Raw genomic sequence first — 24,825 nt, 5'->3', positions numbered from 1 at the left:
ACGCCCCGAGCCTCCCCGGCGATATCCCTTCACCAATTGGTGGGCAGCCGGGGAGGAACGGGTGGGCGTCGAGGTGCGGGTCGAAGGGCTGACGAAGTCCTTCGGGCGTACGCCGGTGTGGTCGGACGTCACGTTGACGCTCCCCGCCGGCGAGATCTCCGTCCTCCTGGGACCGTCCGGAACCGGCAAATCGGTCTTTCTGAAGACGTTGGTCGGCCTGTTGAGCCCGGACCGCGGCTCGATCTGGATCGGCGACCAGGACCTGCCCCAGCTGCCCGAACGCGACCTCTACGAGGTCCGGAAGCTGTTCGGCGTGCTGTTCCAGGACGGCGCGCTGTTCGGGTCGATGAACATCTACGACAACGTGGCGTTCCCGTTGCGGGAGCACACGAAGTTCAGCGAAAGCCGCATCCGGGACATCGTCACGGAGAAGCTCGACCTGATGGGCCTGACCGGCTCGGAGAAGAAACTGCCCGGGGAGATCTCCGGTGGTATGCGCAAACGGGCCGGTCTCGCCCGCGCGCTGGTCCTCGACCCCCAGATCGTGCTCTTCGACGAACCCGACTCGGGCCTCGACCCGGTGCGGACGGCGTACCTGAATCAATTGATCATCGATCTGAACCAGCAGATCGACGCGACGTTTCTGATCGTCACCCACGACATCAACACCGCGCGGACCGTGCCGGACAACATCGGCCTGATCTACCACGGGCATCTGGCCATGTTCGGACCGCGCGAGATGTTGCTGTCGAGCCACGAGCCCGTGGTCCGCCAGTTCCTCAACGCCCAGCGCGTCGGTCCCATCGGCATGGCCGAGGAGAAAGACGCCGACGAGCTGGCCGCTGAGGCCGCCGCCGGGGCGCAGCTGCCTCCGCTGCCGCCCATCCCGTTGCAGCTGCGCCCCTCCGACGGCGGTCCCCGGCGCGCCGAGCGCAAAGCCGGGCAGTGGTGTCACGAGCACGGCGTCGTTCCGCCGATGGGTTCCTTCGTGGAGTCGCGATGAGGACCATCGGAGAGTTCCTGATCTTCTGCGGGCGCACGCTGCGCGGCTGTTTCCGCCGCCCGGTCCAGGTCCGCGAGTTCGTCCAGCAGGCGTGGTTCCTCAGCTCCGTGTCGATCGCCCCCGCGGCGCTCGTCTCCATCCCGTTCGGCGCGGTGATCGCTCTGCAATTGGGATCACTGGTACGCCAACTGGGCGCCCAGTCGTTCACCGGTGCGGCGTCGGTGCTGGCCGTCGTCCGCGAGGCCGGCCCGATCGTGACGGCGTTGGTCATCGCGGGCGCGGGCGGCTCGGCGATCTGCGCCGACCTGGGGGCGCGGAAGATCCGGGAGGAGCTCGACGCCATGCGCGTCCTCGGGATCGACCCCGTCCAGCGGCTGGTCGTGCCCCGGGTCATCGCGGGGGCGCTCGTCGCCGTACTGCTCAACGGGTTGGTCAGCGTGGTCGGGGTGGCCGGCGGCTACTTCTTCAACGTCGTCATGCAGGGCGGTACGCCGGGGGCGTACGTGGCGAGTTTCCAAGCGCTCGGCCAACTGCCCGACCTCATCTCCGGAGAACTCAAGGCACTCGTCTTCGGAGTGGTGGCGGCGCTGGTGGCGAGCTATCTCGGGATGAACGCCAAAGGCGGCCCGAAGGGCGTCGGCGACGCCGTGAACAAGTCCGTGGTGATCACGTTCATGCTCCTGTTCGCCCTGAACTTCGTGATGACGGCGATCTACTTCCAGGTCGTCCCGCAGAAGGGGGCCTGAGCATGCTGAAGGCGCTGGACATGCTCGGCGGTCAACTGGCCTTCTATCTGAAGGCGGCCGCGTGGACACCGCGTACGCTGCGGCGCTATCGGCGTGAGGTGATGCGGCTGCTCGCCGAGGTCAGCTTCGGCACCGGCGGGCTGGCCGTCGTCGGGGGCACCGTCGGCGTCATCGCCTTCCTGACCTTCTTCACCGGCACCGAAGTGGGACTGCAGGGTTATCAGGCGCTCGACCAGATCGGCAGCAGCGCGTTCACCGGCTTCATCTCGGCGTACTTCAACACCCGGGAGATCTCCCCGTTGGTGGCGGCGCTCGCCCTGTCGGCCACGGTGGGCTGCGGATTCACCGCCCAGCTCGGCGCGATGCGGATCTCCGAGGAGGTCGACGCGCTGGAGGTCATGGCGGTGCCGCCGGTGCCGTTCCTCGTCACCACCCGGATGATCGCCGGATTCATCGCGGTAATTCCGCTGTACGTGCTCGGCCTGCTGGCCAGCTACTTCGCGACGCGTACGATCGCGACCGGCTACTTCGGACAGTCGCCGGGCACCTACGACTACTACTTCGGGCTCTTCCTGCCGCCCGAGGACGTGCTGTGGTCGTTCGGGAAGGTGCTCGTCTTCAGCGTCATCGTGGTGCTGATCCACTGCTACTACGGGTTCACCGCCACCGGCGGCCCGGCCGGGGTCGGCGTCGCCGTCGGGCGCGCTGTGCGTACGGCGATCGTGGCGGTCAACGTGGTGGACTTCTTCTTCTCGCTCGCGGTGTGGGGCGCGACGACGACCGTGCGGATCGCGGGGTGACCGTCATGCGCCAACGCCTGCTCGGTCTCGGCTTCGTCGTCCTGCTCGCCGGCTCGCTCACGCTCTCGGTGCTGGTCTATCGCAAGGCGTTCACCCCGGTGGACTGGGTGACGCTGCGTACGGACCACACCGGGATGCAGCTCGCGACCGGCGCCGAGGTCAAACTGCTCGGCGTCCAGGTCGGCGAGGTACGCGAGATCACCGCGAACGGCTCGTCGGCGGAACTGCGGCTGGCGATCGATCCCGATCAGATCGCCAGAATCCCCGCCGACGTCTCCGCACGGCTGCTCCCGAAAACTCTTTTCGGTGAGCGCTATGTGGAGTTGATCCCCGCCGGCACTGGCCGCTCGATCGGCCCGTCGGAGGGGGCCGGAGGACGGCCTGTGCCGGCCTCCAGCATGACTGCCCCGGCCTCCGGAGTGGGTCCCGCGGCCGCTGCACGGCCGTCGCTCCGGGCCGGGGCCGTCATCGACCAGGACCGCACCTCCAGCGCGGTCGAACTGGAGCAGGTCCTCGACCGCGCGCTGCCCGTCTTGCAGGCGATCAAGCCGGACAAGCTGGCGGCGACGCTCGGGGCGATCGCGTACGCCTTGGACGGGCGCGGGTACCGGCTGGGGCACGATCTCGCGAACGCCGACGAGGTGCTGAGCAGCCTGAACAAGCAGATGCCCACGATCGCCACCGACGTACGCCGTCTCGCCCAAGCGCTGGACGGCTACAACGCGGCGTTGCCGGATCTGCTGACGATCCTGCGCAACGTGACCGTCACGGCGACGACCGTGGTCGACCAGAAGGAGCAGCTCGCCGAATTCCTGGCGGACGCCACCGATCTCGCCGACAACACCCGGATCTTCCTCGACCGCTACGACGACCGGATCATCCAGCTCGGCCGGGTCAGCCGTCCGGTGCTGGAGCTGCTGGCCGCGTACGCCCCGGAGTATCCGTGCTTCTTCCGGGGATTGACGGCGCTGCAGCCGCAGCTGGAGGAGGTCTTCGCCAGCGGCCGGATGCACATCACGTTGGAGGTCACCCGGGACAACGGGAAGTACGTGAAGGGGCGGGACGAGCCGGTTTACGGGGCGAAGAACGGTCCGCAGTGCCACGGCCTGCCCGACCCGAAGGTCCCCGCGCCCGGTACGCCCATTGTGGACGGTTACGACTACGGCGCGGGCGCTCCAGCGAAGCAACCTCTCCTGAAGCCGATCGTCGCCGCCCTCACCGGTACGCAGCCCGACCACGTCAGCGACCTCGACCTGCTGCTGTGGGGACCGTTGCTGAACGGGCAGACGGTGAACCTGGGAGCGACCCAGTGACCCGTCCGTTGCTGAAGCTGATCGCCTTCGCCGCCGTGACCTTGCTGCTCACCGGGCTGCTGGCCCGCACCTTGGGCGCGTTCGCGTTCGACGGCGGGCCGGCGTACCGGGCCCGGTTCACCGACGTCACGGGCCTGCTCGTCGGCGACGACGTACGCGTGGCGGGCGTGAAGGTCGGCCGGGTCACCGGGATCGACCTCGTTCAGGAGGGCGGCAAACCGACGGCCGAGGTCAGCTTCACCGCCGAGGACGTGCCGCTGGCGACGACGGTACTGGCGAAGATCCGCTATCGGAACCTGGTCGGCCAGCGTTATCTGGCCCTGAGCGAGGGGCCGGGCGGCGGCGACCGCCTCAAGCCCGAAGGCCTGATCCCGCTGACGCAGACGACTCCGGCGTTGGACCTGACCGTGGTCTTCAACGGCTTCCGTCCGCTGTTCACGGGACTGAGCCCGGCGGATGTCAACAAGTTCGCCTTCGAGATCATCCAGGTGCTGCAGGGCGAGGGTGGGACGCTGTCCGACCTCTTACGGCGTACCGCATCATTGACCAACACCCTCGCGGACCGGGACGCGGCGATCGGCCGGGTGATCACCAACCTGAACGCGGTTCTGGGCACGCTGGACCAGCGCGACGCGAAGCTGTCCGAGACGATCAGGCAGATGCAGCTGCTGGTGTCGGGGCTGGCCGCGGATCGCAAGGCGATCGGCGGCGCGTTGACCAACATAAGCGGCCTGGCCGAGGCGACCACCTCGCTGTTGCGCGACGCGCGGCCGAGCCTCGCCGCGGACATCTCCGCGCTGAACACGCTGGCTGGAACGCTGGTGGAGAACTCGTCGGTCATCGAGTCGACGCTTACCCGGGCACCGGCCCGTTTGGACGCGTTGACCCGGACGGCCTCCTACGGCTCCTGGTTCAACTTCTACCTCTGCGACTTCGACGGCCGGGTGACCTTCGGCAACACCACGATGAACCCGGCGACGTTCAGCGGCACCGCGGCCAAGTGCGGGGGCAACTGATGAAGGCGCGTAATCCGGCAGTGGTCGGCGGCGTCGGCGTCGTCGTCCTCTTCGCACTGATCCTGGCGGCGTTCCAGATCGAGGATCTGCCGCTCATCGGCGGCGGGACCAGCTACAGCGCGGCCTTCCGGGACGCGAGCGGACTCGCTCCCGGCAACGAGGTACGCGTGGCCGGGGTGAAAGTCGGCAAGGTCACGGGGATTGAACTCGCCCAGGGTGGGAATGGCGCCTACGTCCGGGTGGGGTTCCGGGTGCGTGGCGTCGTTCTTGGGGAGAAGACCGGCGCCACCATCCGGATCAAGACGGTGCTCGGCCAGAAGTTCCTCGCCCTCGACCCACAGGGCGGCGGCGAGTTGCGCGGGGAGATTCCGCTCGACCGGACGGCGTCGCCGTTCGACGTGATGCAGGCGATCACCGGGCTGGCCGGAACGCTGCAGGAGATCGACACCAAGCAGCTGGCGCAGGCGTTCACCGTGCTCTCGGAGACCTTCGCCGACACTCCGGCGAGCGTGAAGGCGTCGCTGACCGGGCTCTCGCGGCTCTCGCAGACGGTGGCCTCCCGCGACGATCAGCTGCGCGAACTGCTCGCGCGATCCAAGAACGTCACCGCGGTGCTCGCCGAGCGGGACCAGGAATTCCAGCGGCTGATCACCGACGCCGACCTGCTGCTCGCCGAGGTCCACGCGCGCCGGGACGCGATCCACACGCTTCTGGTCGCCACGTCTCAACTGGCCGACCAGATCTCCGGCTTCATCACCGACACGAAGAAGACGTTGCAACCCGCGTTGCAGAAGCTGCGGGCGTTCGTCGGCGTACTGCAACGCAATCGGACGAAACTCGAGAACACGCTGACCAGCCTCGCGCCGTTCGTGAACGCGTTCGCCAACGTCGTCGGCAACGGTCGCTGGTTCGACTCCTATGTGGCCGGTCTCGTTCAGGGCTACCTACCGGCGGGTGGTGCCAAGTGAAGACACGTGTGATCATCGCCGCCGCGCTGGTGCCCATTCTTGTCGTGGCACTCGTCGTCGTGCTGCGGGACAAGCCGATGAACCGGGTGGTGGCGCACTTCAGCGCGGCGGTGGGCGTACACGAAGGGTCTGACGTGCGCGTCCTCGGCGTGAAGGTCGGCGAGGTCACCGCCGTGCGCCCGGAGGGCCGCACGGTCCGGGTCGAGCTGACCTACGACCCGAAGGTGCGGATTCCCGCCGACGCTCAGGCGCTCGTCGTCCCGCCGAGCGTGGTCGCCGACCGCTACGTCCAGCTGGCTCCGGCGTACGCCGGTGGGCCGGTGCTGGCCGACGGCGCGGAGCTGCCGGTCGAGCGTACGGTCGTGCCGATCGAGCTCGACGAGATCTACCAGTCCCTCGACGACTTGAACCGAGCGCTCGGCCCGGAAGGCGCCAACAAGGACGGGGCGTTGTCGCAGCTCGTCGATGTCGGTGCGGCCAACTTGGCGGGCAACGGGCAGAACCTCCACGACACGCTGTCCGGCCTGAGCCAGGCGTTGGACACTCTGTCGACCGGCCGGCAGGACCTCTTCGGCACCGTCGTCAACCTGCAGAAGTTCACTGACGTGCTGGCCAAGAGCGACGCGAGCGTACGCGAGTTCACCGCCCGGATGGCGCAGGTCGGCGAGGAGCTGGCGGCGGAGAAGGACGAACTCGCGGCGGCCGTACGCGATCTCGCCTCGGCGTTGGCGCAGATCACCACGTTCGTGAAGGAGAACCGGGCGGAGTTGAAGGCGAACATCGCCGCGCTCGCCGACCTGACCGGCGTACTGGTGCGGCAGCAGCAGGCGCTGCGGGAGGTGCTGGATGTCGCTCCATTGGCGTTGTCGAATCTCAACCTGGCCTACAACCCACGCTCCGGCACCACGGACACCCGGGACAACGCGATGGGCCCGTACGACCCCGCCAGCTTCGTCTGCTCTCTCCTGGTCGACAGTCTTCCGGCCGGAAAGGTGCCGCTGGACTGCCTGACGCTGGCCAAGGCGCTGGCCGACCGCAAGCTTCCGCTCACCGATCAGCTCAAGCGTCTGCTGGGCGGTCAGTCATGAGGCGGGCCCTCATCGCGATCGCACTGGCCCTGAGCACTGCCGGTTGTCAGCTGCCCGGTGGCTCCCCGGCGACCGGCGGGTTCACGGTCAGCGCCGAGTTCACCGACGTGCTCGATCTCGTCCCGCAGGCGGCGGTCAAGGTCAACGACGTCACCGTCGGGAGCGTGACCGGCGTCGAGCTGCACGGCTGGACCGCGGTGGTCCGCATGCGCGTGGACGACGCGGTCAAATTGCCGGACAACGCCATCGCCGCGATCCGGCAGTCGAGCCTGCTCGGCGAGAAGTTCGTGGACCTGGCCGCGCCGGTCGAGAATCCACAAGGGACACTCGGCGACGGCGACGTGATCCCGCTCGAGCGCACCAAGCGGGGCGCAGAGGTCGAGGAAGTGCTGGCCGCGCTCGGACTGCTCCTCAACGGCGGCGGTCTGGCCCAGCTCAAGACGATCAACACCGAGGTCGGCAAGGCGCTGGGCGGCCGCGAGGCCGATGCCAAGGGCGCGCTGCACGAGCTGGACAAGTTCGTCGCCGCTCTCGACCAGCAGAAGGACGACATCGTCCGCGCCCTGGACGCGCTCGACCGCCTCACTCAGCAACTCGCCGCGCAGACCGACACCATCGGCCGCGCGGTGGACGCGCTCGAACCCGGCCTGACCGTCCTGGCCGGCCAGCGCGAACAGCTCACCGCCGCGCTGGTCGCCCTGCGCGACCTCGGGTCCGTGGGCAAGCGCGTGATCGATCAGAGCAAGGCCGACACCCTCGCCTCGCTCAAGGCCCTGCAACCCACTCTCGATCAACTTGTACGCGCGGCGGACGCGTTGCCGAAGGGGCTGGACATGATGCTGTCCTACCCGTTCCCGCCGAACGTGCAGAAGGCGATAGCGGGGGACTACGTCCGGCTGCACATCACCTTGGACCTCGACGCGGCGTCGATCCTGTCGAACCTGGTCGCCAAGGGCACGACGCCCGGTACGCCGACCGTCCCCGGGCTGCCGCCGATTCTGCCGTCGCTGCCGCCGATCCTGCCGTCCCTGCCGCCCATCCTGCCGACCGCGTTGCCCTCGATCCTGCCGTCGGGCCTGCTGCCGAGCGGTTTGCTCCCGAGCGGACTGCTGCCCGGACTGCCGTTGTCGGCACCCGTCGTGACCTGGGAGTACGACCCGGAGACGGGGGAGATCGCCGGGGTCACCGGTGGACTGCAGGAGATCCTCGTGGGGCGGCCGGTATGAGGATCACGAGGCTGGCCCGGTTCCAGCTGCTCGTCTTCGTCGTCGTCAGCATTCTCGGCATCGGCTACGTCGCGGTCCGCTTCGTCGGGCTCGGCGAGCGGTTCACCGGGGCGTACACGGTGTTCGCCGACTTCGCCACCAGCGGCGGGATCTTCGCCAACGCCTCGGTCACCTACCGGGGCGTACCGGTCGGCCGGGTGTCGTCGGTGGACCTGCACGAGGGCCTTGTTCGCGTCCGGATGCGGATGACAGGCGACAGCCGCGTGCCGAAGGACCTCCACGCCGTGGTGGCTCACCGGTCGGCGGTCGGCGAGCAATACGTGGATCTGCGGCCGGCGACCGAGGCCGGGCCGTTCCTCGCCGACGGCGACGTCATCCCGGTCACCCGCACGGGCGTCCCGCTTCCGGTGGAGACCCTCCTGACGAACCTGGACGCGGTCGTCACCTCGGTCGACCCCGGCAAGCTCGCCACGCTCATCGACGAGCTGGGGACGGCGTTCGAGGGCAACGAGGCCGCTCTGCGTACGTTGCTCGACGCGAACAGTGCTCTCCTGGCTGACGCCGTGACGTATCTGCCGCAGACCACCCAGCTCATCGACGACTCCGCCACCGTGCTGAAGACCCAGGCGGAGGCGGCCGACGAGATCAAGCGCTTCGCTGCGGCCTTGGCCCAGCTCAGTCAGACGGTCCGGAACAGCGACGCCGATCTGCGTACGCTGCTGACGAACGGGCCGCCCGCGGCGAGCGAACTGCAAGGGCTGCTGCGCGACGTCGACCCGTCGATCGGGCCGCTGCTCGGCAACCTGATCACGGTCAACGGCATCGCCGTACGCCGGTTGAACGGCATCGAACAGCTGCTGGTCGTGTACCCGATGGTCGTCACCGGCGGCTTCACGGTCGCTCCCGGCGACAAGACCGCCCACCTCGGACTGGTGCTCAACGTGAGCGATCCGCCGTCGTGCAACTACGTGAAATCCGGGCAACGACGCTGCACCCGATCCGAGGTCTCGGGCGGGTCCGGCGTACGCAGCTCCACGAACGCGCCGCGTACCAGCGGCGATCCGTCACCCGCCCCCCTCGGATCGGGCGGTTGGGTGACGGGGTCCCCGGCCACTGGTATGTCCCCCGTCATGCCAGTGGCCGGTTACGACCCGGTCACCGGGCTCGTTATCGGCCCAGATGGTCTGCCGTTGCTCTTCGGGGGCACCGGTGGCCAGGCCGCGACCGCCGGTGAGCAGTCCTGGAAGCTGCTGCTGCTGTCCGGGCTCTCGCCATGAGCCCGGACGACCCCGGGAAGTCCGTCAACCCGAAGGGCAACGACGTGGAAACCACCGAACTGACGGCGGCACGCTCGCCGCGTCCCCGGCCGCGGGCCGCTACTCCCACTGCTCCGACTTCGGAAGAGCCCGAGAAGGCGCCGGTCGAGACTGCCGACGACACCCTGGACGACACTCTGGAGAACGTCCTCGAGGAGCCGACGGCTGAGCCGAAGACGCCCGTTCGGCGGCCGAAGAAGAGCAGCGCTCCGCCGGCCGGGCACCGACTGCCGATCGCCCGGCTGCTGATCATGCTGCTGGTGGTGGCGCTCGCGGGATCGGCTTACGCCGGCCACGGCTGGTGGAAGCAGCAGCAGCTGGAGAATGCGCATACCGAGGCGGTCACCGCCGCCCGTCAGCTCGCCGTGAACTTCGTGTCGATCAGCGCTGCGACGGTCGACGCCGACCTCGCCCGGATCGCAGCCGGGGCCACCGGCGAGTTCGGCGACGAGTTCGGCCGGGGGATGCCCGGCGTACGCGAGGCGGTTCTGACGAACAAGGTCCAGTCGGTCGGCACAGTGTTGCGAGCCGGCCTGGTCAGCGGGGACGACGACTCGGCGATCGTGCTGGTGGCGATCGACGCCACGGTGTCCAACGTGAAGGCGCCGGACGGCCGGGTGTCGCACTACCGGATGCAGCTCGACCTGGCCAAGGACGATGCCAGCGGCAAGTGGCTGGTCAGCAAGCTGCAGTTCGTCGGATGAGGGGGCGAAACGTGCGTAAGCAGGTCATCGTGCTGGCCACGGCCATCCTGATCGTGGCCGGCCTCGCCGGGTACGCCTGGTGGGACACCTGGCAGGACCGGCAGCGGGCGGACGCGTCCCGGGAGGCGCTCGCGGTCGCCCCGGCTGCGGCGGCGGCCATCTTCTCCTACGACTACCGGACCTTCGACGCCGCGGTGGCCAACGGGAAGAACTTCGCGACAGGCACCTTCGCCAGCGAGTACGCCAAGACGACGACCGCGCTCAAGGACTCCGTCGTCAAAGAGCAGGCGGTCGTGTCGGCGCAGGTCAGCGCGTCAGGCGTGATCGACGTCGCGCCGGACCAGGTGCAGGTGCTGCTGTTCGTCAACCAGTACCGCCGCAACGTCAACATCACCGGGGAGAAGGTCGACCAGAACCGGGTCGTGCTCACCCTCGTCAAGGTCGACGACGCCTGGAAGGTCTCGGCCGCCTCCGCTCTCTGAGCCGACGGCGGCCGAGCGGTGGGGTTACTGCTGGACGAGGTCCTTGGCCGGGGGAGCGGTGACCGTCACCGGCTTGCCGAAGTCGCTCAGCGTCATCTCGGCCTTCATGTGGGTGACGGCGTTGTTCACCTCGGCCGGATACTCGGTGGTCAGCCCGACGAGATAGCCGTCGGCGATCTTCGAGGTGAACGGGATGCGGGCACCCGCGCCGGACGCCTTGACGACCTTGGCGAGCGCGTCCTTGATCTGCGGCGAACTGGCCTTGTCCATGGCCTTCTGCGGATCGATCCAGCCTTGGAAGACGCCGTTCGGTCCGACGGTCAACTCGATGATGCCGCCGAGCATCGCGAGGTTCTGCTCGCTCATCCCGAACATGTCGCTGAACCCCTCGACCTGGCTGCCGTCGACCTTCATCCACTTCTTGCCGAGCTGGGGCAGTCCGGTGAGGTAGAAGTCGCTGCCAAGTACGCGGGCTTCGATCTTGCTGGTGCCGTTGACGACCGTCATCAGCATCTTCTTGGCCGCCGGGTCGGACTGGACGTCCAGCTGTACGCCTTGGGCACCGGCGTACGTGATGGCGGCGTGCAGTTTGTAGCTACCGGAGCTGGACTTCAGTCCGGCTGCCACCAACGCGGCCGCGGCTTCGGTGTCGAGGCTGGGCGTCGGGGCGGCGGCTGCCGTGGAGGAGGGGGACGGCTCGGCGCCGCCGGAGGTGCAGCCGGTGAGGAGGAGGGCGGCGAGCAAGGGCGCGGCCAGGGACAGGGCGAAAGCTGGGCGAGGCTTCACGACCAACACGGTAGAGCAAACCCCCGATTTCGGCACCTGGTCGGCAGGCTCGTTCCGAGGCTCCGTCAGAAGGCGGCGATCGGGACGTCCATGAGCGCGTCGCCGGTCTGCTCCAGTACGCGGCGGCGCGCAGCGAACTCCGGGAACACCGTCGAGGCGAAGAACCCCGCGACGGCGATCTTGCCGGTGTAGAAGTCGGCGTCGGCTCCTTCGGCGTCGGGGAGGGCAGCGGCGGCGATCGTCGCCTGCTTGGCCAGCAGCCAGCCGATGATCAGGTCGCCGACCGTCATCAGGAGGCGCGTGGTGTTCTGCCCGATCTTGTAGACCTCGGTGACGTCATCCGCTGCGGCCACCTGCCAGGCGAGCATCGTGGACACCATTGTGCGTACCTCTTGAATGGCGTCACGGAGAGCTTGACCCACGGCCTTGACCGGTTCCGCGGACTCGATGGCCGCGAGATCTTCGGTCATCTCCCTGAGCAGCAAGTCGAGCGCGACCTGGCGGTCGCGGACGATCTTGCGGAAGAAGAAGTCCTGGCCCTGGATGCCGGTGGTGCCCTCGTAGAGCGTGTCGATCTTGGTGTCGCGCAGGTACTGCTCGAACGGGTAGTCCTGCAGGAAGCCGGAGCCGCCGAGGGTTTGCAGCGACAGCGCGAGCATCTCGTAGCTGCGTTCGGAGCCGACGCCCTTGACGATCGGCAGCAGCAGGTCGTTGACGTTGGTGGCCTGCGGATGGTCGCGATCGAGCCAGTCCGCCGCGTAGAGATAGGTGGCGCGCAGACCCTCGGCGTAGGCCTTCTGCAGCATGAGCATCCGGCGGACGTCGGGATGGTGGTCGATGGTCACCCGGGGCGCGGTCTTGTCGAGCATGCGGGTGAGGTCTGCGCCCTGTACCCGCTCCTTGGCGTAGGCCAGGGCGTTCAGGTAGCCGGTCGACAGCGTCGCGATGGCCTTGACACCGACCTGCATCCGGGCCGACTCGATCACCTTGAACATCTGCGCGATGCCGTCGTGCACCTCGCCGACGAGCCAGCCGACGGCCGGTTGCTGCTCACCGAAGCGCAGCTCACAGGTGGTCGAGACCTTGATGCCCATCTTCTTCTCGACGTTCGTGGCGTAGACGCCGTTGCGGTCGCCCAGCTCGCCCGTCTCGCGGTCGAAGTGGAACTTCGGGACGAGGAACATCGACAGGCCCTTGGTGCCCGGTCCGCCTGCGCCCGCCGTGTTCGCCGGGCGGGCCAGGACGAAGTGCATGATGTTGTCGCTCAGGTCGTGCTCGCCCGAGGTGATGAAGCGCTTGACGCCCTCGATGTGCCAACTGCCGTCCGGCTGCGGAATGGCTTTCGTCCGGCCGGCGCCGACGTCGGAGCCCGCGTCAGGCTCGGTGAGGACCATCGTCGCAGCCCAGCGGCGCTCGATCATGAGCGCGGCGATGCGCTGCTGCTCTGGAGTCCCGATGCGGTGGAGCAGACCCGCGAAGGGTGGTCCGCCGCCGAACATGAACACCGGTGCCTGCGCGCCCTGGATCAGCTCGACCAGCGCCCACCACAACGAGCGGGGCGCGGCGACGCCGCCCGCCTCGACCGGGATGTCCAGCCGCCACCACTCGGCGTCCATGTAGGACTGGAACGAGCGCTTGAACGCCTCCGGCATGCGTACCGAGCAGGTGGCCGGGTCGTAGACCGGGGGATCGCGGTCGACCTCGGCGTACGACGCCGCGATGGGGCCGGTCGCGAGTCGCTCCACCTCCGCCAGCATCTGCTCGACCGTGTCGCGGTCCAGGTCGGCGAACCGGCCCTGGCCCAACCGCTGGTCGAGCACCTCGAACAGCATGAAGCGCAGGTCGCGGAGATTGCTGCGGTAGTGGCTCATGCCCGACATCACACCGGTTTCAGGTTCCCGCTGTCAATACCGACCGGTCGGTATGCAACGGCGGCTCCGGCCGCTATGGTGACCCCATGCAGATCGGGCTCGATGGGCGTACCGCCCTGGTCACGGGCGCGTCCCGGGGAATCGGCCAGGCCGCCGCCGCCGCACTGGCGGCCGAAGGATGCAATGTCGTCCTGGTGTCCCGCCGCCAGGAATCCCTGGACGCGGTCGCCGCCTCGTTGGCCGCCCAGTTTCCTTCCGTCACGTTCCTGCCGGTGGCGGCGCACGTTGGCTCGCTCGATCAGGCCCAGGCGGCGGTGGCTGCGGCCGTCGAGCGGTTCGGTCAGGTCGACGTGCTTGTCAACAACGCTGGGACGAATCCGTACTACGGGCCGATGGTCGACCTCGACGTGGCCCGGGCGGAGAAGACCGTGCAGGTCAACCAGCTCTCCATCGTGCTGTGGACACAGGCCGTGTGGCACGCCTCGATGGCCCGGCACGGTGGCTCGATCGTGAACATCGCCTCCGTCGGCGGTCTTGTGACCGAGCTGGGCATCGGCTACTACAACGCGACCAAGGCCGCGGTCATCCACCTCACCCGCCAGTTCGCCGCCGAACTCTCCCCGGGCGTACGCGTCAACGCGATCGCTCCGGGCATCGTGCGTACGCAGTTGGCCCGGGCACTGTGGGAAGGTCACGAAGAGCTGCTCAATCAGCACATCCCCCTGGGTCGCATCGGCGAACCGGAGGACATCGCGAAGGCGGCGGTGTTCCTCGCGGGCGACGCGTCGTCGTGGCTCACCGGGCAGACCCTTGTCGTCGACGGCGGGGCGGTCGTTCGCCCGACGCTGAGCGCTTAGTTTTTTGGGCTTTCGCGCTGGATCAGGGTTCTGGGTCGAATCTTGGCCCAAGATTCGACCCAGAACCCTGATCCAGCGCCCGACCGGGAGGTACGCATGGCTACTTTGGACGATCTGCGCAAGGCGGCCGGCACCGTGCTGGGCCACAGCGACTGGCTGACGGTCGACCAGGAGCGGATCGACCGGTTCGCGGAGGCGACCGGCGACAGCCAGTGGATCCACGTCGACCCCGAGAAGGCGGCGGCCGGGCCGTTCGGCACCACCATCGCGCACGGCTACCTCACCTTGTCGTTGCTGCCGGTCCTGGTCGGGCCGCTGGTCCGGGTGGAGGGCGTACGCATGGCGGTCAATTACGGCCTGAACAAGGTGCGGTTCCCCGCCCCACTGCCGGTGGATTCGCGGGTACGCGCAGAGGTCAAGCTCGTCGAGGTGACCGACGTGCCGGGCGGAGCGCAGCTCGTCAGCGTCGTCACCGTCGAACGGGAGGGCGGCGACAAGCCGGTCTGCGTCGCCGAGACGGTCACGCGGGTGTACCTGTGAGGGCGTGGCAGGTGGCGCGGCTCGGTGAGCCGGCCGACGCCCTCGATCTCGTGGACCTCCCGGAACCGCAGCCCGGCCCCGGTCAGGTGGCCGTCCGCGTACGCGCAACCGCTCTGAACTTCCCGGACGTGCTCCTGTGCCGGGGGCACTATCAGGTGCGCCCGCCGTTGCCGTTCACCCCGGGCGTCGAAGTCTGCGGCGAAGTCGTCAATGTCGGAGCCGGCGTGGACCGGCGGATCGGCGAGCGGGTCATCGGCACTCCTTCGTTGCCGAGTGGTGGGCTGGCCGAGGTCGCGATCCTCAACGCGGTCGACGTCTTCGACGCCCCGGATTCGTTGAGCGACACCGAGGCCGCTGCGCTGCACATCGCGTACCAGACGGGGTTCGTGGCCCTGCATCGCCGGGCGCATCTGCAACCCGGAGAGACGCTGCTCGTGCACGCCGCCGCCGGCGGAGTCGGTAGCGCGGCCGTGCAGTTGGGCAAGGCGGCCGGGGCTCGGGTGATCGCCGTGGTCGGCGGGCCCGCCAAGGCCGAGGTCGCCGCGAAACTAGGCGCCGATCTCGTCATCGATCGTCGCGAGCAGGATTTCGTCGCCGCGGTGAAGGAGGCGACCGGCGGGCGGGGAGCGGACGTCGTCTACGACCCGGTCGGCGGCGACGCGTACGCCGGCTCCGCGCGCTGTGTGGCCTTCGAGGGCCGGATTCTGGTGATCGGCTTCGCCAGCGGGACCGTTCCGGCTCCGCCCTTGAACCATGCGCTGATCAAGAACTACTCGATCGTGGGTGTCCACTGGGGACTGTATCGGCAGCTCGACCCCGCTGCCGTCGTCGCCGCCCACACCGCGTTGCTGGATCTTGCGGCGAAGAACGTGATAAAGCCGCTGGTCAGCGAGGTGCTCCCGCTGGAGAAGGCGGTCGACGGGCTGACGAAGCTGGGCGCGGGCGAAACCGTGGGCCGGGTGGTGATCACGCCATGACCGGCCAGAGGCCGGTCATCGGTCGGCACAGTCTTCGTCATGCGAGCGCCGGCCGCAGGTCGGTGATCGCATGACCGCACCGATGGGGTTGGAGCTCGCGAGAGTCAGAGCCTGCCTCGACCGCGTACGCCCCGGCCTGGTCCAAGGTGAGCTCAGTGGAGACCTGATCCAGGGCGGCAAGTCCAACCTGACTTACCGGGTGGGTGACGGCACCACGACTTGGGTCGTACGCCGTCCGCCGCTGGGGCACGTGCTGCGGACGGCACATGACATGAGCCGGGAGCATCGGGTGATCAGCGCACTCGGTGCGACGCGCGTACCGGTGCCGGCGGCGATCGCGTTCTGCGAGCCGGAGACCGAGGACGCGGCTCCGTTCTACGTGATGCAAGACGTCGACGGGACGATCTACCGGACGGCCGCCGAGGTCGCCGCACTCGGCGCGGAACGGGCGCACGCGCTCGCGTACGCGCTGGTGGACGTGCTCGCGGATCTGCACACTGTGGACCCGGCGGGCGTCGGGCTGGCCGACTTCGGCCGCCCGGAGGGTTACCTCCAGCGCCAGGTACGCCGCTGGAAGCAGCAACTGGACGCGTCCCGCAGCCGGGAGCTGCCCGGCGTCGAGGACCTCTTCGAGCGGCTGACCGCCCAGATTCCGGCCGAGAGCGGAGCCGCCATCGTCCACGGCGACTTCCGGCTGGACAACGTGATCGTGAACCAGCACGACCAGATCGTCGCCGTGCTGGACTGGGAGATGGCGACTCTCGGCGATCCGCTCGCCGACCTCGGACTGTCCCTTGTGTACTGGGATCTCTGGCTGCGGCCCACGGGGCTGTTCGGCGAGGCGGCTCCGGTGGACGCCCTGCCGACCAGTGCCGACCTGGCCGCCCGGTACGCCCAACGCCGCCCGTTCGCCGAGAGCCTCGACTGGTACCTCGCGTTCGCGTACTTCAAGATCGCCGTGATCCTCGAGGGGATCCACTTCCGGCACCTCGCCGGGCAGACCGTCGGCAGCGGGTTCGACCAGGTCGGCGCGATGGTTCCGGGCCTGGTGACGGCCGGGCTCCGGCAGATGAGGGAGGCCTGACATGGAGTTCGGCTACGACGCGACGACCGAGCGGCTGCGGGCCGAGCTGCTCGACTTCATGGAGTCGCACGTCCATCCGGCCGAGTCGGCGGTGTCCGAAGAGGACGGCTGGTCCGCGCCGCCGGTGATGGCCGAGCTCAAGGCCGAGGCCAAGCGGCGCGGACTGTGGAATCTCTTCTTGCCTGACGAGAAGTTCGGCGCGGGGCTCACGAACCTCCAGTACGCGCCGCTCGCCGAGATCATGGGCCGCAGCCCGCACCTGGCCCCGGAGGCCTGCAACTGCAACGCCCCCGACACCGGCAACATGGAAGTCCTCAGCATGTTCGGCTCGCCTGAGCAGCAGGAACGCTGGCTTCGGCCGCTGCTCGACGGCGAGATCCGGTCCGCGTTCTGCATGACCGAGCCCGAGGTCGCGTCCTCCGACGCCACCAACATCGCCACGCGCATCGAGCGCGATGGCGACGATTACGTGATCACCGGGCACAAATGGTGGTCGTCCGGCGCGATGAATCCGAACTGCGAGATCTTCATCGTCATGGGGAAAACAGATCCTTCCGCTGATCGCCACCGCCAGCAGAGCATGATCCTCGTGCCCCGCGCCACGCCCGGGGTCCAGATCAAGCGCGGCATGCGGGTCTTCGGCTACGACGACGGCTGGCACGGTGGTCACGCCGAGATCCACTTCCAAGGGGTACGCGTACCGGGGCGGAATTTGATCGCCGGTGAAGGCGACGGATTCGCCATCGCACAGGCGCGCCTGGGTCCGGGGCGGATTCACCACTGCATGCGCCTGATCGGCATGGCGGAACGGGCGCTGGCGGAGATGTGCCGCCGCGCCCTCGATCGCGTCGCCTTCGGCAAGCCGCTAGCGGCCCAAGGAGTCGTGGCGGACTGGATCGCCGAGGCGCGCGTACGCATCGAGCAGGCCCGGCTGCTGGTGCTGAAGACGGCTTGGTTGATGGACACCGTCGGCAACAAGGGTGCGCACACCGAGATCCAGGCGATCAAGATCGCCGTCCCGCAGATGACGGAGTGGGTGCTGGACAAGGCGATTCAGGTGCACGGCGGCGGTGGCGTGAGCCAGGACTTCCCGCTGGCCCAGATGTGGGCCGGCGCGCGTACGCTCCGCCTGGCCGACGGCCCGGACGAGGTGCACAAGGCATCCCTGGCGAAGCGGGAACTCCGCAAGTACGAGGCGACCCGATGAACAGCCACACGATCGACCTCGCCGGACCGGTCCACCACGTGGATTTCGGTGGTCCGTCGGATGGACCAGCCGTGGTTTACGTGCACGGACTCGGTGGTTCGCACCTCAACTGGACTCGGCTCGCACCGCTGCTCGCCGACCAGGTACGCGGGCGCGCCCTGGACCTCGCCGGGTTCGGCCTGACCGAACCACACGGGCGGCGTACGAGTGTGGGGGCCAACGCCGAGCTGCTGGTCCGCTACGTCGACGAGGTCGTCGGAGAACCGGCGGTGCTGGTCGGCAACTCCATGGGCGGCATGGTCAGCATCCTTGCTGCGGCAGCTGCTCCGACGAAGGTACGCGGCCTCGTCCTGGTCGACCCGACGCTGCCGCTGGCATCGGGCGCGCACGTCGATCCGGTGGTACGCAAGCAGTTCGCCATCCACGCCGTGCCGGGTCTCGGTGAGTGGTCCTTGCGCCGCCGGTTGGCGCGCGTGCCGGTCAGGGATCGGGTGAACTACACGCTCGCATTGTGCTTCTCCGACCCCGCCCGGATTCCGCCCGAAACCGTCGCCGCCGGAGTCGCGCTGGAGGAACGCCGGATCAGCCAGCCCCGACGGGCCGAGTCCTATTTGGCGGCTGCACGGTCCATTCTGCGCGGGGTCGGGCGAGCCGAGCACCGGCGGCGCATGGCCGGGCTGTCGCAACCGGTGCTGCTGATCCACGGTGTGCACGACCGGTTGGTGCCGATCGAGTCCGCCCGAGCGGCGGCCGCAAAGCATCCTCAGTGGACTTACGCCGAGCTGGACGCCGGGCATACCCCGCAGATCGAAGTGCCGGAGCAGGTCGCAGCGCAGATCCGGCCCTGGCTGACGACATTTTGAGCCGACTTACGCGTGGATGACCTGCGTACGCTTCGGCGAGGCGAGCCGGGTCACGACGTGCGCCGATTCTCCGGCGAAGAAGGTGCGCGCGCGTTCCAGCCCGGCGGCGTCGTCGAGCGCCTCGCCGGGGCGGTTCGCGTACCCGAGCAGGACGCCGCCGAAGCGCGCCCCGAAGTACTCGGCCGACAGCCTCAGCGTGCCGATGAGCGGTTCGGCCCGGGTGAAGTCCTCATGGCTGACCGCGGTGACGCCCCAGAAGGTCTTGCTCCGCATCTGTTCCTTGAAGTCCACGCCCGGTACGCGCATCCAGCCGGACCAGTGGTCCATGTACCGCTTGGCGGGAGTGGAGATGCTGTACCAGTACAGCGGGGAGGCGATCACGACGTCGGTCGCGGCGAGAGTGGCCGCCATCAACGTCCGGGCGTGCCCCTCCGGCTCGGGGTAGACCCCGGCGCCCTCATGGCGTACGTCGGTGAAGTCGGGCAGCGGATGATCGATCAACCGCAGCCATTCCTGCTCCACCCCGCTCGGCAGGTACGCCGCCGCGTGTCGCGCCATGACCTCGGTGTTCCCGTTCTCCCGGGTGCTGGCTAGCAGGAAGAGGAAGCGGCGCGCACTCATCGGCAGGACTCCCGTCTTAGATGCATACGCAACAAACTCTAGCGCGTCGTACGCTCCGGGGCGCCCCTACGGGATCGGGATCACAAGATCCGTCCGATGGCGGAGGGCCGGACCGTCCGGCTTACCTACCGTGGAGACATGACTACGACGACCTCACCTCGCCGCCTCTACCGACCGCGCGACAACCGTTGGATCGCCGGAGTCTGCTCCGGGCTGGGCCGCCGGTTCGGCATCTCGCCGAACGTGATGCGCCTGATCTTCATCCTGTCGTGTCTCCTGCCCGGTCCGCAGGTGCTGATCTATCTGGCGCTGTGGATCATCATGCCGAACGAGCGCTGACGTATTTTCCCCGGCAGATCACGGATATGCATGCCGCCGACGGCGAGAATGGCATGCGTAACCGCGATCTGCAGCTGAGGGGGACAGGGCGGTGGAGATCGAGACGCCGCGTGGGCTCGCCCGCGCCGAGACGATCAAGCCCAAGGGCAAAGTCAGCAGCTGGCTTCTGCTCGGGCACGGTGCCGGGGGTGACGTCGGCTCGGCCGACCTGACCGCCGTGACCGAGGCGGCGGTGGCCGCCGGAGTCGCGGTGGCCCTCGTCACTCAGCCCTATCGGGTCGCCGGACGTAAAGCGCCCGCCCCGGCTGCCCAGCTGGACGAGGCTTGGCTGGCCGTCGTGGCGGAGCTGCGGCGTACGGCCAAGATCAAAGTTCCGCTGATCGTGGGTGGCCGGTCCAGCGGGGCGCGGGTCGCCTGCCGGACCGCTCGGGACAGCGGAGCGGCCGGCGTGGTGGCCCTCGCCTTTCCCCTCCATCCGCCGGGCCGACCCGAGAAGACCCGCGACGACGAACTCGCGACCGGGGTGCCGACGCTCGTCGTCAACGGCGATCGGGACCCGTTCGGCGTACCGGACGCCCGGGCCGGGCTCGACCTCGTGGTGCTCCCCGGCGAACGGCATGATCTCCGCAAGGACCCTTCGGCCGTGGCGGCGGCGGTCGTCGGCTGGTTACGCTCACACGACTGGGCTCGCTGACCGGCACGGGGAGGACGACAGTGGAGACGATGCAGATCGCCGTGGCGGCCGCCGGGCTCTGGACCGCGCCGGACGCGGTCCGGGAGGTCGACGCGCTCGCGCTGACCACACCGACCGACCTGGCCGCTTGGGCGGCCGCGCAAGGCCCGGCCGAGCGCCGCGAACTCTGGGGCCGGCTCGACACCCAGGTCCTACTCGGTGACACCGTCCTCGTGGACGACGTCAAGGACGGCTGGGCTCAGGTAGTGGTGCCCTCGCAGCCGTGCCGCAAGGATCCCCGGGGCTATCCGGGCTGGCTGCCGCTGAGTCAGCTGGCCGCGCCCGCTGAGGAGACCGGCGAGCAGGTCGTCGTCACCGTGCCGAAGACGGACATCCGGGTGACACCCGGCGGCGAGGTCCTGATCGCCGACGTCTCGTTCGCCACCATCCTGCCTGTCCAGGAGACCTCGGCGGACTGGGTTCGGGTGAACCTGCCGGGCGGCGGAACGGGTTACCTGCCCCGGGCGGATGTTTCTGCGTACCCCTCGGAAAACCTGCCCACCGCGGAGCAGCTGCTGACCACGGGCCGGCAGTTCCTCGGCCTGATGTATCTGGCGGGCGGGGTGACCGCCCACGGCCTGGACTGTTCGGGGCTGACCTACGGCCTGTACCGGCGGTTCGGGCAGGTCATTCCGCGGGACGCGACCGACCAGTACGCGGTCGGCGAGCGGATCGACCTGGCCGACCTCGCGCCCGGCGACCTCATGTTCTTCCGCAAGCCGGACACCGGATTCGTCTATCACGTGGGCCTGTGCGCCGAGGTCGTGGACGGCTGGCCGTCGATGCTGCACTGCTCGCAGACCGATTGGGACACATTGGACGGTCCCATCACAGAGGTCCGGCACGAGCACCTGTTCGCCGCGCGGCGGCTGGTGGGCTGAGCCATGGCCGTCACCGTCGACGAGATCCGCGCCGTCGCCCGCGAGTTGCCGCGGACCAGCGAACATCTGATCCGCGACCACGTGAAGTTCCGGGTCGGGCAGATCGTCTACGCCGCGATCACGCCGGACGAGACCCTGCTCGGCTTCGGCTTCCCGAAGGAGGAACGGGCCGCGCTCGTCGGCGCCGAACCGGACAAGTTCCTCCTCCCGATACCTTCCGATATGCGGTTCAACTGGGTACGCGCGCGGATGGCCGCGCTCGACCCCGACGAGATGACCGAGTTGATCATCGAGGCCTGGCGGATGTGCGTGCCGAAGAAGATCTCCGCGTTGATCCCGCTAACTCGTTAGCTTCGCCAACTCCGTTCCGGCGAGCAGGAACGCGCCGACGCCGAAGTCGGCTGTGCTGGTCGAGGTCACCGGCTGACTCGAATCCGGGTTCGCGCCCGTGCCCTGGACATAGCCGAGCAGGCCGTCGGAGCGTACGGCGACGGTGGTCATCCCGTTCCACGCGTTCGTGGCGGCCGGCAGGTAGATCGCCGGATCGAGCAACCCGGCCCGGATCCCGTACGCCAGGCCGAAGGTGAAGAAGGCGGTTCCGGAAGTCTCCGGCCCCGGCCGGTGCAGCGGGTCGGCGAGGTTGACGTTCCAGAAGCCATCCGATCTCTGAACCGGGATCAGCGCGGCGGCGTGCTGCTGGAACAGGGCGGCGTAGTCGGCCCGGCGCGGGTCCGAAACCGGCAGGAGCGCGTGCGTCTTGGCCAGCCCGGCGAGCACCCAGCCGTTGCCGCGCGACCAGAAGACCTTCTTCCCGTTGGGGGACAGACACTGGCTGCCGGTCGGGTAGACGTAGTTCGCGTCGCGGTACCAGAGGTGGTCGACGGCGTCCCACAGCAGGTTCTTGGTGTAGCTGAACAGTTGCCACAGCTTGTCGCTGTAGGCCGGGTCGCCGGTGTGTACGCGTACACGGGCGAACACCGGCATCGCCATGTGCAGCGCGTCGCACCACCACCAGTCGCTGTTGGACTGATTCGACCCGTACGCCATCAGCCGGATCGACTCGTCGACGGCCGTCAGGTGACTCGCATCGTGGTCGACGTCGAATAAGTCGTAGTACGCCTGACCAGCGCATTGGTTGTCGGCATTGCGCGTGGTGGTTCCACCGTTGAGGGCGTACGCATTCTGCTGGGCCCACTTCTGGGCGTAGCGCAGATTCTCACCGGTCGCCCGGTACGCCGCCAGGTGCCCGCTGAAGTAGGTGGCTCTCGCCCACTTGTTGTCCCCCGGATTGCGATGAGTGTCGATCCAATAGGTCTGGACGAGGCGTACCTGGTTGAGGATCTCCGTCCTGGTCAGTCCGATTGCCGCGGTGGCTGGGCGCTGTCGCGGGGCGAGCGGGGCGAGTGGGGCTAGGGCCGTTGCCTTCAGGAGGGTGCGGCGATCCACGGGCGGGGGTCCTTTCGTCGGGCTGCCCGGCGCGGTGGGCCAAATGATCGGATGTTTACCTCCGCCAATATCTCCGGCGCGGAGACGTTCGTCAAGCGGTTCTCGGCGGTCTTTTCGTCGGTGGTCCCGCCTAGACTTGGGGTATGCCTCGGGCCAACGACACTGTCGCCGCGCTGCTGGAGGAACTGGCCGATCTGCTCGCCGTCACCGGCGGCGCAGACTCGTTCAAGATCCGGGCCTATGACAAGGCGGCCCGCGCCATCGCCGCGTACCACGAGGACATCTCCACGCTGGATGCCGCCGGGATCGGCCAGATTCCCAACGTCGGCAAGTCGATGACGGCCAAGGTCGTGGAATACCTGGACACGGGGGCCATCCGGACGCTGGAGGAGTTGCGGACGCGGATTCCGCCCGGCGCGCTGAAGCTGATGGAGATCCCGGGGCTCGGGCCGAAGAAGGCCGTGACACTGACGAAGGAACTCGACGTCGCCTCGGTCGACGAGCTCGCGGCGGCGATCGAGGCGGGCCGCCTCGACGGGCTGCCCGGGTTCGGGGCGAAGACCGCCGACAACATCCTGCACGGCATCGAACTGTTGCGCCGCAACGAAGGTCGGGTCCTCATCGACACCGCGACCGCCGTCGCCGAGGAGATCGTCACCGCGCTCTCCAGGGTGCCGGGGTGCGAGTCGATCAGCATCGCCGGATCGCTACGCCGATTCCGGGACAGCATCGGTGACGTCGACATCCTGGCGGCCGCCGCCGACTCGGCCCCGCTGATGGCGGCGTTCAAGGCGCTGCCGATCGCCAGCGAGGTCATCGGCAGCGGCCCCACGAAGACGTCGATCCGGACTCGGCGCGGGCTGCAGGTCGACCTTCGCGTCGTGCCGATCGAGGCGTGGGGCGCTGCGCTGCAATACTTCACCGGATCCAAGGCGCACAACATCCGCGTACGCGAGATCGCGGTTCACGCCAAGCTCAAGCTCTCGGAGTACGGTCTCTTCGACGCCGAGACCGGCGAGCTCCTCGTGTCCCGGACCGAGGAGGAGGTCTACGAGCGCCTGGGGCTGCCGTGGATCCCGCCGACCCTGCGCGAGGACCGCGGCGAGATCGAAGCCGCGCTGCGCCGGGAGTTGCCGCCGCTGATCACTGAGGCCGACCTGCGCGGTGACCTGCATACGCACACCGACCTGACCGATGGTGTGTCACCGCTGGAGAAGATGGTGGCCGCCGCGATCGACCGGGGCCTGGAGTACTACGCCGTTACCGACCATGCCCCCAACCTCGTCATGCAGCGGATGACCACCGAGAAGATGCTCGCCCAGCGAGACCTCGTACGCTCCCTGGACACCGGTTCGCTGACCCTGCTGCACGGCACCGAGCTGAACATCGACCCGATCGGCCAGGTGGATTGGGACGGCGACTTCCTCGCCGGGTTCGACATCACCGTCGCGTCCGTCCACTCACACTTCACCCTGCCGAGTCAGGAGCAGACGCAGCGCCTGATCCGGGCTTGCGAGAACGCGTACGTGAACATCATCGGACATCCCCGCGCGCGGATGATCGGCCGGCGGCCGCCGATCGACGCCGACTGGGACGCCGTCTTCGAAGCCGCCGCCGCCACCGGTACGGCGTTGGAAGTCAACAGCTTCCCCGACCGGATGGACCTCTCCGACGACCTCATCCTGCGGGCCAAACGGCGTGGGGTGAAGTTCGCCATCGACACCGACGCGCACTCGACGCGGCACATGCGGAACATCCGGTTCGGGATCGGGACCGCCCAACGGGGGTGGCTCACCGTCGACGACGTCATCAACGCTTGGCCGCTTGCGCGGCTTCGGGCGTTCGTCGGCGCCAAACGCCCCTGACCCTGCCCCTCCCCGCCCGCCCCTCCCGCCCGCGCGGTTGCGCTCAGCGCCGCCGCCCGGCTTTCTCGCGCTGCCGCCTGCCGCCGCCCGCCT

26 protein-coding genes are annotated in these 24,825 nt (G+C 68.6%); 22 read left to right on the top strand and 4 right to left on the bottom strand.

Going from position 1 to position 24,825, the window contains the following annotated elements; genetic code table 11:
- Positions 1–61 precede the first annotated feature (61 nt).
- The 11 genes from HOV77_RS23165 to HOV77_RS23115 are packed head-to-tail and all read left to right on the top strand — an operon-like array spanning position 62 to position 10,662.
- Entirely contained in the window at positions 62–1,003 is a 942-nt protein-coding gene (locus HOV77_RS23165) for an ABC transporter ATP-binding protein (protein ID WP_290864970.1), read from the top strand.
- Positions 1,000–1,749 carry an ABC transporter permease gene (locus HOV77_RS23160; protein ID WP_290864969.1) on the top strand — a complete coding sequence of 250 codons (750 nt, stop codon included), beginning with the start codon at positions 1,000–1,002 and terminating at the stop codon, positions 1,747–1,749. Before HOV77_RS23165 ends, HOV77_RS23160 begins: the two co-directional genes overlap by 4 nt.
- Before the next feature lie 2 nt (positions 1,750–1,751).
- Positions 1,752–2,549 (top strand): ABC transporter permease, encoded by a 798-nt coding sequence (locus HOV77_RS23155; protein WP_290864967.1) that lies wholly within the window; start codon positions 1,752–1,754, stop codon positions 2,547–2,549.
- 5 nt (positions 2,550–2,554) lie between these two features.
- Complete coding sequence (locus HOV77_RS23150) at positions 2,555–3,862, top strand: MCE family protein (protein WP_290864965.1); 1,308 nt, start codon at positions 2,555–2,557, stop codon at positions 3,860–3,862.
- Positions 3,859–4,878, top strand: a complete 1,020-nt coding sequence (locus HOV77_RS23145) for an MlaD family protein (protein WP_290864963.1) — start codon at positions 3,859–3,861, stop codon at positions 4,876–4,878. The genes HOV77_RS23150 and HOV77_RS23145 overlap by 4 nt, the downstream gene beginning before the upstream one ends.
- A complete protein-coding gene (locus HOV77_RS23140) occupies positions 4,878–5,846 on the top strand; it encodes an MCE family protein (protein WP_290864961.1) in 969 nt (322 codons plus the stop codon). Before HOV77_RS23145 ends, HOV77_RS23140 begins: the two co-directional genes overlap by 1 nt.
- A complete protein-coding gene (locus HOV77_RS23135) occupies positions 5,843–6,934 on the top strand; it encodes an MCE family protein (protein WP_290864959.1) in 1,092 nt (363 codons plus the stop codon). Before HOV77_RS23140 ends, HOV77_RS23135 begins: the two co-directional genes overlap by 4 nt.
- The gene (locus HOV77_RS23130) at positions 6,931–8,160 is read left to right on the top strand and encodes an MCE family protein (RefSeq protein ID WP_290864957.1); all 1,230 of its coding nucleotides are present in this window, start codon (positions 6,931–6,933) and stop codon (positions 8,158–8,160) included. Before HOV77_RS23135 ends, HOV77_RS23130 begins: the two co-directional genes overlap by 4 nt.
- The gene (locus HOV77_RS23125; protein WP_290864955.1) at positions 8,157–9,437 is read left to right on the top strand and encodes an MCE family protein; all 1,281 of its coding nucleotides are present in this window, start codon (positions 8,157–8,159) and stop codon (positions 9,435–9,437) included. Before HOV77_RS23130 ends, HOV77_RS23125 begins: the two co-directional genes overlap by 4 nt.
- A complete protein-coding gene (locus HOV77_RS23120; RefSeq protein ID WP_290864953.1) occupies positions 9,434–10,180 on the top strand; it encodes a hypothetical protein in 747 nt (248 codons plus the stop codon). The genes HOV77_RS23125 and HOV77_RS23120 overlap by 4 nt, the downstream gene beginning before the upstream one ends.
- An 11-nt stretch (positions 10,181–10,191) precedes the next feature.
- Positions 10,192–10,662 (top strand): hypothetical protein, encoded by a 471-nt coding sequence (locus HOV77_RS23115; protein ID WP_290864952.1) that lies wholly within the window; start codon positions 10,192–10,194, stop codon positions 10,660–10,662.
- 24 nt (positions 10,663–10,686) lie between these two features.
- Here the strand turns inward: HOV77_RS23115 and HOV77_RS23110 are convergent, their stop codons facing one another.
- Both HOV77_RS23110 and HOV77_RS23105 read right to left on the bottom strand, forming a co-directional pair.
- On the bottom strand, positions 10,687–11,448 hold the full coding sequence (locus HOV77_RS23110) for a hypothetical protein (protein ID WP_290864950.1): 762 nt from the start codon (positions 11,446–11,448) through the stop codon (positions 10,687–10,689).
- Between the two features lie 65 nt (positions 11,449–11,513).
- Positions 11,514–13,319: an acyl-CoA dehydrogenase gene (locus tag HOV77_RS23105; protein ID WP_290864948.1), complete on the bottom strand. Its 1,806-nt coding sequence runs from the start codon at positions 13,317–13,319 to the stop codon at positions 11,514–11,516.
- 86 nt (positions 13,320–13,405) lie between these two features.
- Here HOV77_RS23105 and HOV77_RS23100 point away from each other — a divergent pair, with 86 nt between their 5' ends.
- The 6 genes from HOV77_RS23100 to HOV77_RS23075 all read left to right on the top strand — a co-directional run bounded on the left by HOV77_RS23100 (position 13,406) and on the right by HOV77_RS23075 (position 18,847).
- Positions 13,406–14,176, top strand: coding sequence for an SDR family oxidoreductase (locus tag HOV77_RS23100; RefSeq protein WP_290864946.1), 771 nt, complete (start codon positions 13,406–13,408; stop codon positions 14,174–14,176).
- A gap of 96 nt (positions 14,177–14,272) precedes the next feature.
- On the top strand, positions 14,273–14,716 hold the full coding sequence (locus tag HOV77_RS23095; protein WP_290864944.1) for a MaoC family dehydratase: 444 nt from the start codon (positions 14,273–14,275) through the stop codon (positions 14,714–14,716).
- On the top strand, positions 14,713–15,693 hold the full coding sequence (locus HOV77_RS23090) for an NADPH:quinone oxidoreductase family protein (protein WP_290864942.1): 981 nt from the start codon (positions 14,713–14,715) through the stop codon (positions 15,691–15,693). The genes HOV77_RS23095 and HOV77_RS23090 overlap by 4 nt, the downstream gene beginning before the upstream one ends.
- Before the next feature lie 70 nt (positions 15,694–15,763).
- Positions 15,764–16,777: a phosphotransferase family protein gene (locus HOV77_RS23085; RefSeq protein WP_290864940.1), complete on the top strand. Its 1,014-nt coding sequence runs from the start codon at positions 15,764–15,766 to the stop codon at positions 16,775–16,777.
- A gap of 1 nt (position 16,778) precedes the next feature.
- Complete coding sequence (locus HOV77_RS23080) at positions 16,779–17,984, top strand: acyl-CoA dehydrogenase family protein (protein ID WP_290864938.1); 1,206 nt, start codon at positions 16,779–16,781, stop codon at positions 17,982–17,984.
- Positions 17,981–18,847: an alpha/beta fold hydrolase gene (locus tag HOV77_RS23075; protein ID WP_290864935.1), complete on the top strand. Its 867-nt coding sequence runs from the start codon at positions 17,981–17,983 to the stop codon at positions 18,845–18,847. Before HOV77_RS23080 ends, HOV77_RS23075 begins: the two co-directional genes overlap by 4 nt.
- A gap of 6 nt (positions 18,848–18,853) precedes the next feature.
- On the opposite strand, the gene HOV77_RS23070 is transcribed toward HOV77_RS23075, so the two are convergent.
- Positions 18,854–19,468, bottom strand: a complete 615-nt coding sequence (locus HOV77_RS23070; protein WP_290864934.1) for an NAD(P)H-dependent oxidoreductase — start codon at positions 19,466–19,468, stop codon at positions 18,854–18,856.
- A gap of 138 nt (positions 19,469–19,606) precedes the next feature.
- Here HOV77_RS23070 and HOV77_RS23065 point away from each other — a divergent pair, with 138 nt between their 5' ends.
- The 4 genes from HOV77_RS23065 to HOV77_RS23050 all read left to right on the top strand — a co-directional run bounded on the left by HOV77_RS23065 (position 19,607) and on the right by HOV77_RS23050 (position 21,772).
- Positions 19,607–19,807, top strand: a complete 201-nt coding sequence (locus HOV77_RS23065; protein WP_290864932.1) for a PspC domain-containing protein — start codon at positions 19,607–19,609, stop codon at positions 19,805–19,807.
- Positions 19,808–19,898: 91 nt separating this feature from the next.
- Complete coding sequence (locus tag HOV77_RS23060) at positions 19,899–20,501, top strand: alpha/beta family hydrolase (RefSeq protein ID WP_290864930.1); 603 nt, start codon at positions 19,899–19,901, stop codon at positions 20,499–20,501.
- Between the two features lie 29 nt (positions 20,502–20,530).
- Positions 20,531–21,421 (top strand): NlpC/P60 family protein, encoded by an 891-nt coding sequence (locus HOV77_RS23055; protein ID WP_290865167.1) that lies wholly within the window; start codon positions 20,531–20,533, stop codon positions 21,419–21,421.
- A 3-nt stretch (positions 21,422–21,424) separates the two neighbouring features.
- Positions 21,425–21,772, top strand: coding sequence for an MmcQ/YjbR family DNA-binding protein (locus tag HOV77_RS23050; protein WP_290864928.1), 348 nt, complete (start codon positions 21,425–21,427; stop codon positions 21,770–21,772).
- Here HOV77_RS23050 and HOV77_RS23045 read toward each other — a convergent pair.
- A complete protein-coding gene (locus HOV77_RS23045; protein WP_290864926.1) occupies positions 21,761–22,867 on the bottom strand; it encodes a glycoside hydrolase family 88 protein in 1,107 nt (368 codons plus the stop codon). The two genes, HOV77_RS23050 and HOV77_RS23045, sit on opposite strands and share 12 nt — an antisense overlap.
- 143 nt (positions 22,868–23,010) lie before the next feature.
- Between HOV77_RS23045 and polX the strand changes: the two genes are divergently transcribed.
- A complete protein-coding gene (polX, locus tag HOV77_RS23040; protein ID WP_290864924.1) occupies positions 23,011–24,732 on the top strand; it encodes a DNA polymerase/3'-5' exonuclease PolX in 1,722 nt (573 codons plus the stop codon).
- Positions 24,733–24,825 lie beyond the last annotated feature (93 nt).

Origin of the sequence: Hamadaea sp. (assembly GCF_013362815.1) — a bacterium.
In the GTDB taxonomy this organism is placed as follows: domain Bacteria; phylum Actinomycetota; class Actinomycetes; order Mycobacteriales; family Micromonosporaceae; genus Hamadaea.
This window is presented reverse-complemented; position numbering and strand designations above follow the sequence as displayed.

Bases quoted from the DNA above. Each gene is read 5' to 3' on its own strand.
- HOV77_RS23160 (WP_290864969.1), top strand. From the start codon at position 1,000: ATGAGGACCATCGGAGAGTTCCTGATCTTCTGCGGGCGCACGCTGCGC.
- HOV77_RS23155 (WP_290864967.1), top strand. From the start codon at position 1,752: ATGCTGAAGGCGCTGGACATGCTCGGCGGTCAACTGGCCTTCTATCTG.
- HOV77_RS23150 (WP_290864965.1), top strand. From the start codon at position 2,555: ATGCGCCAACGCCTGCTCGGTCTCGGCTTCGTCGTCCTGCTCGCCGGC.
- HOV77_RS23140 (WP_290864961.1), top strand. From the start codon at position 4,878: ATGAAGGCGCGTAATCCGGCAGTGGTCGGCGGCGTCGGCGTCGTCGTC.
- HOV77_RS23130 (WP_290864957.1), top strand. From the start codon at position 6,931: ATGAGGCGGGCCCTCATCGCGATCGCACTGGCCCTGAGCACTGCCGGT.
- HOV77_RS23125 (WP_290864955.1), top strand. From the start codon at position 8,157: ATGAGGATCACGAGGCTGGCCCGGTTCCAGCTGCTCGTCTTCGTCGTC.
- HOV77_RS23120 (WP_290864953.1), top strand. From the start codon at position 9,434: ATGAGCCCGGACGACCCCGGGAAGTCCGTCAACCCGAAGGGCAACGAC.
- HOV77_RS23105 (WP_290864948.1), bottom strand. From the start codon at position 13,319: ATGAGCCACTACCGCAGCAATCTCCGCGACCTGCGCTTCATGCTGTTC.
- HOV77_RS23100 (WP_290864946.1), top strand. From the start codon at position 13,406: ATGCAGATCGGGCTCGATGGGCGTACCGCCCTGGTCACGGGCGCGTCC.
- HOV77_RS23095 (WP_290864944.1), top strand. From the start codon at position 14,273: ATGGCTACTTTGGACGATCTGCGCAAGGCGGCCGGCACCGTGCTGGGC.
- HOV77_RS23085 (WP_290864940.1), top strand. From the start codon at position 15,764: ATGACCGCACCGATGGGGTTGGAGCTCGCGAGAGTCAGAGCCTGCCTC.
- HOV77_RS23080 (WP_290864938.1), top strand. From the start codon at position 16,779: ATGGAGTTCGGCTACGACGCGACGACCGAGCGGCTGCGGGCCGAGCTG.
- HOV77_RS23075 (WP_290864935.1), top strand. From the start codon at position 17,981: ATGAACAGCCACACGATCGACCTCGCCGGACCGGTCCACCACGTGGAT.
- HOV77_RS23070 (WP_290864934.1), bottom strand. From the start codon at position 19,468: ATGAGTGCGCGCCGCTTCCTCTTCCTGCTAGCCAGCACCCGGGAGAAC.
- HOV77_RS23065 (WP_290864932.1), top strand. From the start codon at position 19,607: ATGACTACGACGACCTCACCTCGCCGCCTCTACCGACCGCGCGACAAC.
- HOV77_RS23055 (WP_290865167.1), top strand. From the start codon at position 20,531: ATGCAGATCGCCGTGGCGGCCGCCGGGCTCTGGACCGCGCCGGACGCG.
- HOV77_RS23050 (WP_290864928.1), top strand. From the start codon at position 21,425: ATGGCCGTCACCGTCGACGAGATCCGCGCCGTCGCCCGCGAGTTGCCG.
- polX (WP_290864924.1), top strand. From the start codon at position 23,011: ATGCCTCGGGCCAACGACACTGTCGCCGCGCTGCTGGAGGAACTGGCC.